Source organism: Larkinella bovis (genome assembly GCF_042655385.1).
Lineage (GTDB): Bacteria > Bacteroidota > Bacteroidia > Cytophagales > Spirosomataceae > Larkinella > Larkinella bovis.
The window spans coordinates 730,190-743,264 of record NZ_JBHSMA010000001.1; the positions used below are offsets into that span (position 1 = coordinate 730,190).

10 protein-coding genes and 1 riboswitch are annotated in these 13,075 nt (G+C 50.8%); of the genes, 1 reads left to right on the forward strand and 9 read right to left on the reverse strand.

Going from position 1 to position 13,075, the window contains the following annotated elements:
- Nucleotides 1–62 precede the first annotated feature (62 nt).
- The 4 genes from ACFPMF_RS03025 to ACFPMF_RS03040 all read right to left on the reverse strand — a co-directional run bounded on the left by ACFPMF_RS03025 (nucleotide 63) and on the right by ACFPMF_RS03040 (nucleotide 5,044).
- Entirely contained in the window at nucleotides 63–1,184 is a 1,122-nt protein-coding gene (locus ACFPMF_RS03025) for a YncE family protein (RefSeq protein ID WP_379840976.1), read from the reverse strand.
- Nucleotides 1,181–3,103 (reverse strand): TonB-dependent receptor plug domain-containing protein, encoded by a 1,923-nt coding sequence (locus tag ACFPMF_RS03030; RefSeq protein WP_379840978.1) that lies wholly within the window; start codon nucleotides 3,101–3,103, stop codon nucleotides 1,181–1,183. The genes ACFPMF_RS03025 and ACFPMF_RS03030 overlap by 4 nt, the downstream gene beginning before the upstream one ends.
- Nucleotides 3,104–3,188: 85 nt before the next feature.
- Nucleotides 3,189–3,392, reverse strand: a riboswitch (cobalamin riboswitch).
- A 264-nt stretch (nucleotides 3,393–3,656) separates the two neighbouring features.
- The gene (locus ACFPMF_RS03035; RefSeq protein ID WP_379840980.1) at nucleotides 3,657–4,067 is read right to left on the reverse strand and encodes a helix-turn-helix transcriptional regulator; all 411 of its coding nucleotides are present in this window, start codon (nucleotides 4,065–4,067) and stop codon (nucleotides 3,657–3,659) included.
- A gap of 158 nt (nucleotides 4,068–4,225) precedes the next feature.
- Nucleotides 4,226–5,044 carry a 2,3,4,5-tetrahydropyridine-2,6-dicarboxylate N-succinyltransferase gene (locus ACFPMF_RS03040; RefSeq protein WP_379840982.1) on the reverse strand — a complete coding sequence of 273 codons (819 nt, stop codon included), beginning with the start codon at nucleotides 5,042–5,044 and terminating at the stop codon, nucleotides 4,226–4,228.
- 1,008 nt (nucleotides 5,045–6,052) lie between these two features.
- Here ACFPMF_RS03040 and gap point away from each other — a divergent pair.
- Nucleotides 6,053–7,042: a type I glyceraldehyde-3-phosphate dehydrogenase gene (gene gap / locus ACFPMF_RS03045; RefSeq protein ID WP_379840984.1), complete on the forward strand. Its 990-nt coding sequence runs from the start codon at nucleotides 6,053–6,055 to the stop codon at nucleotides 7,040–7,042.
- A 34-nt stretch (nucleotides 7,043–7,076) separates the two neighbouring features.
- Here gap and trmB read toward each other — a convergent pair whose 3' ends face one another.
- The 5 genes from trmB to ACFPMF_RS03070 form a co-directional block, all read right to left on the reverse strand.
- Nucleotides 7,077–7,721, reverse strand: a complete 645-nt coding sequence (trmB, locus tag ACFPMF_RS03050) for a tRNA (guanosine(46)-N7)-methyltransferase TrmB (protein WP_379840986.1) — start codon at nucleotides 7,719–7,721, stop codon at nucleotides 7,077–7,079.
- Between the two features lie 17 nt (nucleotides 7,722–7,738).
- Nucleotides 7,739–9,064 carry a bifunctional folylpolyglutamate synthase/dihydrofolate synthase gene (locus ACFPMF_RS03055; RefSeq protein ID WP_379840988.1) on the reverse strand — a complete coding sequence of 442 codons (1,326 nt, stop codon included), beginning with the start codon at nucleotides 9,062–9,064 and terminating at the stop codon, nucleotides 7,739–7,741.
- 6 nt (nucleotides 9,065–9,070) lie between these two features.
- Complete coding sequence (locus ACFPMF_RS03060; RefSeq protein WP_379840990.1) at nucleotides 9,071–10,006, reverse strand: hypothetical protein; 936 nt, start codon at nucleotides 10,004–10,006, stop codon at nucleotides 9,071–9,073.
- Between the two features lie 164 nt (nucleotides 10,007–10,170).
- A complete protein-coding gene (locus ACFPMF_RS03065) occupies nucleotides 10,171–11,271 on the reverse strand; it encodes an HU domain-containing protein (protein WP_379840992.1) in 1,101 nt (366 codons plus the stop codon).
- A 21-nt stretch (nucleotides 11,272–11,292) separates the two neighbouring features.
- Nucleotides 11,293–12,996, reverse strand: a complete 1,704-nt coding sequence (locus ACFPMF_RS03070; RefSeq protein ID WP_379840994.1) for a TonB-dependent receptor — start codon at nucleotides 12,994–12,996, stop codon at nucleotides 11,293–11,295.
- Nucleotides 12,997–13,075: the final 79 nt, after the last annotated feature.

The window sequence follows — 13,075 nt, forward strand, 5'->3', positions numbered from 1 at the left end:
AAAGGTTGGCTGACCATTGACGATCGACCATCGCCAGTGGACCATGGTCGATCGTCAGAAGCCTACTTAAAGAAAAAACCGGTCGGGGCGATTTCTGCCTTGACGGAATCGATCAGGGTGCCGTTGGGCTGGTAGCGGAACACATAACCGGCCTGTTTGTACGAGGGCGTGAAACCACCGTATAAAATGCCAGATTGGGGGTCGACGGCTAAACCGCTGAAGAGTTTACTAATAAAGGGTGTGGTAGCCGGAATGCTGGTATCGGTCAGGGCGAAACGATGTAATTCGCCTTTCTCCCGGTAATTATCGGCGGCATCGTAGAAACTGCTGATAAAATAAATGGACTGTTTGTCGGCGCTGAGCACAAAGTGAGAAAGAGATCGGGATTTGTCCGTGCCAATCGTCAGGCGGTTTTCAACCGTTTTACTTTGGGGATTGATGCGCACCAGCTCATGGCCCGAAAGTACCCAGAGCTTCCCGTTCGCATCGAAAGCTACCGGATTCGGGTTGGCCCCTACTTCGATGCCGGTTTTTACCTGATCCGTAGCCGTGTCGATGACGGTCAGCCGGGTTGCGTCTCCGCTCGAACCGGCGAATACCTCGGTGCCAACCAGCAGCAGGGTCTCCACTCCTTTCACCGCCGGGATTTTTTTGGTGACTTTATTTGTGGTTAAATCGACAACCGCCACGTAGCCCGGATCTTTGTAAAACGTTCCATTGGAAAAGTCACCGGATACATCCCAGCAGCTTACGTAGACTTTGTTGGCTCCGACCCGCACTGCCGAGCGTGGATTTTCGATGTCCGGTGATTTAAGGGTCGCCAGTGACTTAAACGTGTTCGCATCTACAATTTCAACCTTATCCTGTCCGCCCGTCGTATTATCGACCAGGATGATGCCCTTGCCGTCGGATTCGGTGTAGCCCTGCACGCTACCGGTCAGCGAACGCTGGTTGACCCGGTTGAAGAAATCGTAGGAAAATGGCGAACCCGTTGAGGGATAATACGTGATTGTCCCGTTATTATCGGAGAAATTCCCGGAATTGAGAACAAGAACCCCCGATGTGCCGAAAGGAACAACGGGCGAAGGCTCATTTTTTTCGGAATCACAGGACCAGTTCAGCGCTACCAGAAGTCCCAGGGCCAGTTTCAGGCGAACCCCTGATGCGGTTTTTGTTTTTTTCATTGTTTTGGGGTATTCAGATTACAGATTAATTGAAGAGCAAAATGGCGTCCCGGCATGGCGTTTCGCTTGACGTTTAAGTAGACCGTATCAAACAGGTTGTTAACCTGCCCCTGCAAACGGGATTCGACCGGACCGAATTTGACCTGGGTTTCGAGCAGTATAGTCGTGACGACGAATCCCCGCAGATACTGACTATTATCAAATGTTATATAGCGCCGGGAGTTGATCTGCGACAGAACCGTCAACCGGCTTTTGCCCCGGGCGAGGTAAGCCGAAAGGCGCCCCGTATGTACGGGAACGTAAACAAGTTGCTTACCGATTATATCCTGGGCGTATACATTATAGGCTTTTTGCTGGCTCGAGCGCGTGAGGGCGTAACCAAGGGTGAGGCCCGTTTGCCAGCCGGAGGTTGTATACTGCAGGGTTCCGGCCCATTCGAGTCCGCGGGCAATCACGAGCTGAAGGTTTTCAACGCGGTATCCATACTCCGGATTCCAGTAAGACCAGTTGTCGATCCGGTTTCGGAAAACCGTTGCTTCGGAGGTTAGCCGAATGGCGGGGTCGGGTTCCCAGCGCCCCGAAACACCCGCTTCCAGATTAAAACCGTCTTCGGGTCGCAGGTTCGGATTTCCCAGGTCTTTCCAGTACCGCTCGTTCAGTGTCGGGACGCGGTAGCTGCGCCCAACGGATCCTTTGGCCGTTAGTTTGCTTTTTGTCGTTTGAGTGACCGTATACTCGGCACCCACCGAGGGCGTTATGGGCGGATCGAAGCGACTGACAAACGCCTGCCGAAGGTTGGCGGAGAGTAACCAGCGGGCGAGTTGAAGGCGCAGCAGGGCGTAAAAGTCCGCCCGGTTTTCCTCCATGAGCGGCCGGGTATACCCATCGACCCGCATCCAGTAGTGCGACCACTCTGCCCCCACCCGAAAACTCAGCGTGCCGGTGCGCACCCCAAAATCCCATTCTTTCTCAATTCGACTGATTAGTCGATCGGTTTCAGAACGACTGGGATTCCTGAAATTGCCCCGGGCATAATCCAGTTTATCCCGGAAGAACCCGAGCCGAATCGTTAGTTGGTCGGATTCGTAAGTGCTCAAAAACCGGTACGCCTGGGTTCGGGTTTGCTCCCGAACCACCGTATCAAGTGGTGTAATGATCAGATCGTTGTCTGATAGCCAGATATTGGCCGAAATTTGCTGGTTTTTCCGGTTTTTGAAATACAGATCCTGAATGAATCCTTTCTGCCTGGTAGTCGACTGCTCGACAAAATAATGACCCCGTTCGCGGTAGGGATAGTCGTTGTTGAGCGGGGTGACATACAAAAAGGTTTTGCCAGCGAGTTGCCAGTTGTTTCGGAGGGGCGTTACATACCGGAGTCCGGTCTGGGTGCCAAAATTCCGGAAACTGCCGAGCTGTTGCCCAACCGAAACCGTCAGTCCGGGTTGTTGCCACTGGGGATTTCCCACCAGGAGGATACTGCCTCCGACGGCGTCGGAGCCAACGGCACTTGCGGAGGAGCCGTACTGAACGGCCAAACGGTCAAAACCGGCGACGGGCAAGGTGGAGAAATCAGTCTGGCCGAGGGAGGGCTGGTTGATGTTGATGCCGTTCCAGAGGACCGCAGTATGATTCGCCGAGGTGCCCCGAAACGATGCGCTGGTCGCCTGACCGGCCCCGTAGACTTTAAATGCAATGGGTGTGGTGTACGTCAGAACGTCAGTTAGGGTCTGAAACCGGAATTGTTGCAGGGTCAGTGAATCGACCGGCTGGATTTTCAGGCCGGCCGAAAACCGTTCGGGCGTAGTGCCCCGGACCGTTACCGCTGGCAACGTCTGGTCAGGACCGCTGGTTTGTCCATACCCCATTGAAAACGAACCAATCAGGAAGGACAGGAAAATCCCGTCTTTACACCGTATCATCGATCAGATCAGAAAAAAGGTTGGCCCACTCGTATTTCGTAGTGAGACTATTCACCGGTTTCTTTTCACCCGAAAGAAATGCAGCGATCAGGAAATTGGTAAGGCAGGTCTCCTGGCTCATCCACCGATTTCGGCCTTCCCGTCCTGGTATTTGAGGACAGTGGCATGAAGAGGAAATTGGTTGCTACGGATTTACAGTTGCGGGGACAGCACCGGTTTTGCACCGGTTTCCCTATTAAGCCATCACCGAGTCAGAGACTCAGGCGGCACCTTCCGGGTGTAAAGGTAATAGGTTCTCCCGGATTGTCCAACGGGAAGAGACACATTGGATTTCCGGCCGACGATTTTGGGGCGTGTGACGTAGAATTGGTATATCGAAAACTCGTATTTCTATTTTATAGAACCTTTTTCGGGCGAGCCGTCTTTTCCGGACAACCGCCAGCGGTAGTGGCTGCCCGGAAAGGAAATAAGCTGTGAGCGATCAATTTGGTACGCGGATGCGTTCCGTTTCAGAAACCGTAAGAAGGTCGGTGGCGTAGAAAGATACCGGCTTTCAGGCCGGAGAATACTCCCGGAACGTACCATCGGTATAGAAGATGAGAATTCGCTCTATGGTTTTTTCTTCTTTATTTTTTGCTACAGCCGATTGTACGGCCGAACCCTGGAGTGGTTTTTCGGCCAGGATTTCGGGTTGCTGGGCCGGTTTCCGGGTGATTGGCTGGGCGGTTTCTGGTGTACGGGGATTCACCGTTGTAAACGGTTGAGATTCATCCTCCAGAATCCAGTCATACCCCAACTCGGGGAAACGCCGAATGATTTTCTGAATAATGTCGAAGCTGGGCCGGTTACGCCCCGAGAGAATGTGGGAAATGCTAGAGCGCTGAACGCCAATTTCGTCCGCGAAGTATGAAGGGGTTAAATTACGGTCCTTCAGAAACTGTTTAATTTTGTCATTTACATTCATAATCAATAATTTTTTACAAAATTAAATAGTTTACAAGAATAAACAAACTAATTAATTGCGATTTGTAAATTGTATAAATTAACTTATGTGAACAAAAGAAAAGGCCAAGATTACAGATGTAAAATTGGCCTTTGTAAATTGTGGATTAGACGGAAACGTTAAACGGTTACATTATTCTCGCGTAATGCATCATTAAGAGACGTCTTCAAATCCGTTGATTCTTTTCGCTGGCCAATGATGAGGGCGCAGGGAACCTGAAACGTACCGGCCGCAAACTCTTTAGCAATGCTGCCGGGAATTACCACGGAATTAGCAGGGACAAACCCCCGGTGCTCGACGGGCGAAGAACCCGTTACATCGATTACTTTTGAACTTCCGGTAATGGTAACACCAGCACCCAGCACTGCTCGTTTTCCGATATGAGCCCCTTCCACCACGATACACCGTGAACCAATAAACGCACCATCTTCGACAATAACCGGGGAAGCCTGGGGCGGTTCCAGCACCCCGCCAATGCCTACTCCCCCACTCAGGTGAACGTCCTTTCCGATCTGTGCGCAGCTGCCAACCGTGGCCCAGGTATCGACCATGGTACGCTCATCTACATACGCACCCACGTTGACATAGGAAGGCATCAGGATAACACCCGGTGCAATGAAAGAGCCGTAGCGTGCAACTGCCGGTGGTACTACCCGCACTCCCCTGCTTTTGTAATTTTTCTTCAGCGGAATTTTGTCGTGGTATTCAAAAATCCCGACTTCCTCGGTTTGCATCGACTGCGAAACAAAGTACAGCAGAATGGCTTTTTTGACCCATTCATTGACTGTCCACTTCTCCCCTGCAGCGGCTGGCTCGGCGACCCGGATCCGGCCGCCATCCAAGTCATCGATGATTGATTTGATGGCCTGGATAACGGTCGGATCACTTAGCAAGCTTCGATCTGACCAGCAATTCTCAATAATTGTTTGACACTCCATAATACAAGAAATTAACGGTACTATTTATTTATTTTACTTTATATAAATATCTCATTGATAGGAATTTATATAGTTTTATAAAAAAAATTCTTATTTGATTATCACTATTAATTGACCTAATTCTCTCTAATGGAACTGCCCAAAAAATAGCTGGCCTTTTTGACGTCGATGCCGCTAATCAGCAGTGGCTGTAGGGACAAAGAGCGGTATATAATCTCATAAATATAATATAAATAAAATATATCGTTTCGGATCCTGAGGGTGTTCATAAATTACGTCTGGTAGAAATAATTATTCCAGAAACCAGGTGCATCAGCGCTTTCCGCCAGTGCATACAGGTAGTGTCGAAAAAAAATGATTTGGTATAGGACATTGTTGCTGAAAAGAAAATTTGGTAACTGGGGTTGGGGGTCGTTCCGGAAGGGACAAACTTTAACCCTGATGCCGATCGGATGCTTGGAAAAATGGCTACGGTACAAACCATCAGGAAACGATTATAAAACGCATATCGTCGCGTATTCGGCCCATCGCTGTCAGCTTTAACGGATAAGATATGAGTGAGTTTACAAAGATTGCGATGATGGATAAATTTCAAGTGTTTGGAAGAGCTTTTGTGAGCCGCTGGGTTGGTAATAGAATACACTGATAAAAATACTGATTTCCTGGAAGAATACGAAATGGTAGGGAGCGACTTAATGAACAAATACTAAAAGCAGCTAATAAAACGTAAATGATATACTATTGAAATTAGTAATTTACTACCCATAATTTAGTATTTTACTAATTAAATTAACTAAATCTATCTATGTATTTTAGTACCCCCCCCATCATGTTAGCTAAATACTAATGGTAGTGATAGCGGTTCGCCAGGCTTACTGAGCACTCCCGTATTCACCGGCTTTATTGCCTTCTCCTACCCTGGCTTGTCAACAATTTCCCCATTCCCGAATACGTTTCGATTTGGAATACTATCTTTGCAGCGTTCATGCTAACTAATAAAAACATAAAATGAGCAAAATTAAAGTCGCTATCAATGGGTTTGGCCGGATTGGCCGCCTGTCTTTCCGAAGACTCCTTGAAAAAGAAAATGTTGAAATCGTTGCCATTAATGACTTAACAGATAATGCAACGCTCGCGCATTTATTGAAATATGACTCCGTTCATGGTAAATTCCAGGGCGATATCACCTCTGACAGCGAAAGTTTAACCATCAACGGTGTTCGTATCCACGCATACGCCGAACGCGATCCCAAAGCGTTGCCCTGGGCTGCCCTGGGCGTTGATATTGTCCTGGAATCGACGGGCCGGTTCGTTGACGAAGCGGGCGCTGGCCAGCACCTGACCGCCGGAGCGAAAAAAGTGGTTATCTCGGCTCCTGCTAAAGGCAACATTCCGACGGTTGTGCTGGGCGTAAACGAAGATACCCTGACGGGCACCGAAACCATTCTCTCCAATGCCTCCTGTACGACGAACTGCCTTGCTCCGATGGCAAAGGTTCTCGACGATGTATTTGGGATTGAAAAAGGGTATATGACAACCGTACACGCTTATACCGCCGACCAAAACCTGCAGGATGCCCCCCACTCCGACCTGCGTCGGGCCCGGGCTGCGGCTTTGTCAATCGTTCCGACGTCGACGGGTGCTGCTAAAGCTGTTGGTTTGGTGTTGCCACAACTAAAAGGCAAGCTCGACGGTTATGCGCTTCGCGTCCCCATTCCGGATGGGTCGGTAACGGATTTGACGGTCATTCTCAAGCGCGAAGCCACGAAGGATGAAATCAACGCAGCCATGAAAGCCGCGGCCGAAGGTCCGCTGAAAGGCATTCTGGAATACTGCGAGGATGAAATCGTTTCAACCGATATCGTCGGGAACACCAGCTCCTGCATTTTTGACTCGAAGCTGACTTCCGCCAATGGCACCCTGGCGAAAATCGTCGGCTGGTACGATAATGAGTTTGGCTACTCCAGCCGCATCGCTGACCTGATTGCAAAATTGTAATATTACAGGATAAGGCGCAAAAAAAGGCGGGAAATCATCCCGCCTTTTTGCATTTTAAGTATTTTATGGAAAAGCCTTTCCTGTAGAAGATTTCTTCGTATTTTGTCTTTATACCCAGGTGAAGGTTGTTCATGGCCGACGCGTATAAATCCCGCGTAGCCACTAAATCCTGAAAACCGTTAGCGGGTAACGTCTTCAAACTAAAATCGAAGAAATCGTCATGGTCGGTTTTGAGGTGTAGCACCCCGTCCTCAACCAGAATTTCCCGGTACAATTCCAGAAAGCGCGGATCCGTCAGGCGGTTTTTGCTCTGGCTAATCCGCGGTTGGGGGTCCGGGAAGGTGATCCAGAGTTCATTGACTTCCTTCTTCCCGAAGAAATCCAGCAGCCGAAACACATCCGTCCGCAAAAAGGCCACATTCGTGAGACCAGCCGCCAGCGCCCGCTGACTCCCCTGCGCGATCCGGTCGCCTTTCCGGTCAATTCCGATAAAGTTCAGATGGGGATAGTGCTCGGCCAACCCAACGGTATATTCACCCCGCCCGCATCCGACCTCAATCACAATCGGGTTTTCATTCTGGAAATAGTGCCCGCGCCAATTGCCTTTAATGGTATCGAAAATTTCTTTACCCGGCTCTAACACATTTGAACTGAGTCGATTGTGCTCAAAACGAGCCAATTTATTTCTGCTCACTTTTACAACTGATTTAATTCGGCAACCACGTAGGTACTGCCGGTCACTAAAATACAATCCCCCGGATCGGCCCGATCCAGGGCTGTTTTCAACGCCTGATTGACATCCCGGAAGACCTCTCCCACCAAACCGTAGGCTTTACATTCCTCCGCCAGCGATTGGGCATCGAGTGCCCTCGGAATATCCGGCTCACAAAAATAATACTGCGCATCCTTAGGAAACAACCCGAGGACGTGCGACAGGTCCTTGTCTTTCACAAACCCGATCACCAGGTGCAGCGTCCGGTACGAAACCGTTTGCAGCGATTCAAATACGCTCCGAATACCGGGTTCATTATGCCCCGTATCGCAGATAACCGTCGGATTTCGCTGCAGAATCTGCCAGCGGCCTTTCAACCCCGTCAATTTAACCACCTGGGCAAAACCGGTCCGAACCACCGAATCGGCGAGTTTTTCCTTAACCTCTGCCGCAAAAACCGGGTCCAGACCAAAATTCGGGGTAGCCAGTACCTCCAGAACAGTGGCCACACCGGCTACATTTTTCAATTGATAGGTTCCCAGCAATTCCAACGACAGGGGACCCTCACCGCCAAGCCGGGGCTCCAGAACGAAATGACGCCCCTCGGCATCGATGCCAAGGTCGGTAATGGCATACCGCTCCGCGCCCACCAGCAGGGCACTTCCGCATGCCCGGGCGCGGTTTTCAAAAACAGGATACGTTTCCGGATCGTATTCGCTGATCACCACCGGCACACCGGGTTTGATAATGCCGGCTTTTTCGGCTGCAATTTTTTGAAGACTGTCGCCCAGAATATCGCTATGATCCCAGCCAATGTTCGTAATTAGGGAGACCAGCGGGGTAATGATGTTCGTCGAATCCAGACGCCCCCCCAAACCAACCTCGATAACGGCCATATCGACGTTCTGACGCGCGAAATAGTCAAAAGCCATCCCAACGGTCACTTCAAAGAAAGAAGGCTTTAAATCCTCGATAAACGCCCGGTGCTGGAACACGAACGCGGCCACCTCCGCTTCGGGCATCGGCAGGCCGTCGATCCGGATTCGCTCGGTAAAGTTTTTCAGATGGGGTGATGTATACAACCCGGTTTTAAAACCGGCCGACTGCAGGACAGCCGCCAGCAGATGCGACGAGCTGCCTTTACCGTTGGTGCCGCCAACGTGAATGCTCCGGAATTTTTCGTGCGGATTTCCGAGATACGCACAGAGTTGAAGAATATTATCCAGACCCGGTTTGAGGGCCTTCGCTCCTACGCGGTGAAAAACCGGTAATTGCGCGTATAAATAAGCAATCGCTTCCGAATACGTCATTCGGTACTAATTTGATCGAATATTGATGGTGTACGTACCGGTTGAAATCGGCGGAGCCGACGAGCCTTTGGGAACCAGTTGCAATTTATACACCTGTTGTTTGTAGAATTCCGTAACCGTCGGGCTCAGGCGCGTTTCTTTGACCCGCACGAAGGTAACATCCCCCTTGTCATCCACCTTGATTTCGAAAACGATTTTGCCGCTTTCCCCCGAATTATCCTGCGCAATGCGGGTACTCGACAGTCGCCAGCCCGCCATGTTCAGGGAAACGCCCGAACCGGTGCCGCCGGGAGTCCCGTAGAATTGTTTCGCATTGATATTGCCATCGGGATTTCCTTTATCGCCAACGCCCGACGCATCATCTCCGTTGTTGTTCCCTCCTACGCCCGAAGCTTTGCCGACGGTTCCGTTCGATCCACCTGAGTTCGATTTCTTGTATAATGCATTGGCATCCACCTTTTTGGGCTCAGCAACCGGCTCGGCTTTGGGCGGAGCGGGCGTCGGTTTTGGCGTGGTGGCTTCCACTTTTTTGGGTTCTGCCTTTTCCGGCACCGTCACCGGGCTTTCAATCTTGCTGGCGATATCCGGTTTTTCGGTAATCACCTTACTCGGCTTGGCATTTTCAATTTTCGGAACGGGTGCCGTGGGCGTTTTTTCCACCCGGGGCGTGGTCGTGATTTTCGGATTCGGCTTCTCCTCCTCCTTTTTCACGTCCTCCGTATTCTTCGAATCACTGGCTTTGTTATACGTCTGTATCGAACCGCTGCCGATCAAATCCGTTCCAAAGTTCACTTCCACCAGCTGAATCGGCGGAGGATCAGGCACCGACTGCCAGAGCCGAATGTACAGCAGCAGAAAAAACAAGAGGGCACAAATAGCGAACGACCCGGCAAAAGCCGTTACCCGGTATTCATTCTCATTGTCCAGCGTAAGGCGATTCATGGAAACAGTGTTTAGCCCATTAACGGAATAACCGGTGGACGGTATTGTCCAACACGGGCAAAAATAAAACGATTTCCGGAATACTTCGGTTCATCAACGCAAAAAGGCAACCCAAAGGCTGCCTTTTCAACAGTTCTATCCGCAAATCACTCACATCACCACCCTCATTGTCCGATTTTATGAACCCAGGCCCGGGCACCCGACAATTTACTAACGACTTCGAGTGACGCCAGAATTTCGTGTTTATCCGGCGACCCAACGGCCGCCACTTTAACCAGTTCGTTCGTTTTCGACTGCGGGAGCACATAAGCGGTTTCAAAACCGTTTTTCCGCAACTTCCGCATCAGCCGGCGGGCATTGGTTTTATTCGAAAAACTCCCCGCAATCGCCACGTAATAAACCTCGGCTTTTTTGGCATCAACCGCTACCGCTTCAACTACGGGCGGTTTTACCGTTTCGGCTTCCGTTGTAACGACCGGATCAATCACCGGCATAGGCTCCGTTACCACCTCGGGTTTCGATTCCGGAATAGCCACCGGCTCGACGGATGTTACTGTTTCCGTTTTTACCGCTTCCGGTAGCCGATCCGATTTTTCCGGCATAAACGACTGGAACGGATTCAGGCTGCTCAGGGATAGCGAAGGCGATTGGCCCACGGTCAGAAAACCGAGGGAGCAAATCAGCAGAACGGCCGCGGCCCAGGCCAGATACTGCCGCCGGCCGTACGAAGTTTCCGTCGGAATGGGCAGGATTTTGGCCGGAATTTCCTCCGCTTCCACCGCAATCGGCGATTCGTTCGGGAGTTTGACAACCGGTGCCGGTTTTACGTCTTCTTCCGATACTGCCTGGAGCAACCGGGCTTCGACGGGCTGAAAACCGTACGATTCGCCCTGAAAGTTGTGCCGGATTTCGGGATCGAACTGAAGCTTACCTTCCTCATTTTCCGAGAATAACCCCAGGCCTTCTATCGTAACGATTCGCTGTTGCCGCATGTCCTGCTTCAATCCTTCCACAAACTGCCGGATGGCCTGGTACGCTTCGTCCCGCGTACAGCTTTCGTGCAGCATCAGGTAATTGATCAGCAAACCGTCGTCCAGTTTGAGGGCCTCGTTGAACGCAATTTTCTTGCGGGGCGGCATATACAGCCCGGTACTTTCCACAAACGTGGCCGGAATGTAATGTAAAATGAACCCTCCCAACTCGGGAACAACGATGCAATCGTACTGGAACAGCAGTTTTTTCAGGTAATCCGGGACAAGAACCATGGGCTTTGTGGTTTAGGCGTATCAGAAGCTGTACGACAATCCTCCGAGAAAGTTAAGCCCTTGTTGCGGATAATACAAATACCGCTGATAATTACCGCCTATAATGTTATTTAACGAAACAAAAGCTGAAACCTGTTTTCCTAAGAAATAGTCAATTTTCAGGTTCAAATCCCAGATCGGTTTCAGGGTGACAATCTGATTGGTAACAAAGTTTTTGCCCTTCATGCCCTGATAATGGTACAAATCCATCGTGATAAATAATTTTTTATCAACGATAAACGAGTTGGACCACGAACCCGACACGGTTGGCCGGTGCCAGGCTTCTTCCATCCGGCTCAGGGTGTAGTCGTAAAAGTCGGCCCGCAGGGTCGAGCGGAAAATTTCTTTGTACGTATAGCCCACCTGCCCCGAAACCGTTAGCACGTGCGTCCGGTTTCCGTCGTAGACGGCGAAGAACTGCGCCGTATCCGGCCAGGTATTGTTAAAGCCGTAGAAGTTCCGGTAACGGGCGTACGACACCTTGCCTTCGTAGGAAATACCCCCACCGAGTTCGCCCTTGCTTCCGCCGTAGATATCCCAGGTTTTTTCGGTATTGGCCAACACCACTTTCGGCGCCAGCCAGCGGTTTTCGCTCAGTAAACTCCGCAGGGTATTCCGGTTAATGTCGCCATCTACGCCCGTAAAAAAGTGAATATTCCCAGCCGGAACCACATCAATGTCAATAACCGGAAAAGCCCGCGTCCGGTTGATGGACAGCCGCTTATCGGATTCGTTAACAGCGTTAACCCCGAAGGTTGCCGTCAGCAGGGAATTAGAATATTTAAAGGTGGGCTTCACCCGGAACAAATTCCGGTTATCGACCGGGCCATCCGTCCGCTGCGTGATGAAAGCATCGGCGGCAAAGAGCGCCACAAAGTTATCGGAGATGCCTACCGAGCCCTTCAGGTTGGTTCCCCAGTCCAGTTCGGTGGCTTCGTAGTGATCCGAAAGGTTGGTAATACCGGTTTTCAGCGAGTAGTCAATATTTTTGTCCGGATCTACATTCTCAATGCCGATACTGAACTGTGACGTTTTCAGGACCTGTCGGATCGTTTGCCGGTCGATTTCCTGCGGACGACGATAGCCGTAAAAATAAAACGCTTCCCGGTCGTACCCCAGGTTGGCCGTCAGTTTGATCGCATCGGTCTGGTAATAACCATTCAGTTTGATCCGGTTTTCGCTCGTCGCGGAATTCTTGCCATCCACCGGCCCCATCGACGATGACAGATGTTTGAATGATCCGTCGACACTGATGTTTTCCATCACCTGTCCGCTGCCGAACGCTTCCCCGTAAAACGAACCATAATTCCCGGCCCCCGCTTTGACGTAATTATTAAACAGGTCCTGCTGCTCGGCCTGGGCCGCCGGAATCGGCAGTGCATTGGGCGACAGCCTGGGATCACCCACCGACAACGCACGGTCGTTGAACTCGTAGGTCAGTTTGCGCTGCTCGGTCGACGGTTTGATGGACGGTATTTTGTTGAAAAGCCGGTTGGCGGGCGGCATTTCTATTTTCCGGTTTTTCTCGATGGTAATTTCCTGATCATCCACCTCACCCTCCCGCACGGGCGGGGGGGTTGGTCGCTGGGGCTGTTGCGCCCAGGCATCAACCGTCGTGAGCAGCAAGCTGCCCGAAACAATCAAAAGCAGGGCCAGGTGATCGAAGGAAGATTTGGGTGACGACATGAATTGATACGGTTTGAACCAGCTGGTTCGGCTAAATGGTTAGAATGGGATGGCAAAATCGGCTTCTGAAGCCGGTTCG

Excerpts from the sequence above, each read along its gene's own strand:
- ACFPMF_RS03035 (WP_379840980.1), bottom strand. The coding sequence starts at position 4,067 with ATGAATGTAAATGACAAAATTAAACAGTTTCTGAAGGACCGTAATTTA.
- ACFPMF_RS03040 (WP_379840982.1), bottom strand. The coding sequence starts at position 5,044 with ATGGAGTGTCAAACAATTATTGAGAATTGCTGGTCAGATCGAAGCTTG.
- ACFPMF_RS03065 (WP_379840992.1), bottom strand. The coding sequence starts at position 11,271 with ATGGTTCTTGTCCCGGATTACCTGAAAAAACTGCTGTTCCAGTACGAT.
- ACFPMF_RS03060 (WP_379840990.1), bottom strand. The coding sequence starts at position 10,006 with ATGAATCGCCTTACGCTGGACAATGAGAATGAATACCGGGTAACGGCT.
- ACFPMF_RS03055 (WP_379840988.1), bottom strand. The coding sequence starts at position 9,064 with ATGACGTATTCGGAAGCGATTGCTTATTTATACGCGCAATTACCGGTT.
- ACFPMF_RS03030 (WP_379840978.1), bottom strand. The coding sequence starts at position 3,103 with ATGATACGGTGTAAAGACGGGATTTTCCTGTCCTTCCTGATTGGTTCG.
- ACFPMF_RS03070 (WP_379840994.1), bottom strand. The coding sequence starts at position 12,996 with ATGTCGTCACCCAAATCTTCCTTCGATCACCTGGCCCTGCTTTTGATT.
- ACFPMF_RS03025 (WP_379840976.1), bottom strand. The coding sequence starts at position 1,184 with ATGAAAAAAACAAAAACCGCATCAGGGGTTCGCCTGAAACTGGCCCTG.
- gap (WP_379840984.1), top strand. The coding sequence starts at position 6,053 with ATGAGCAAAATTAAAGTCGCTATCAATGGGTTTGGCCGGATTGGCCGC.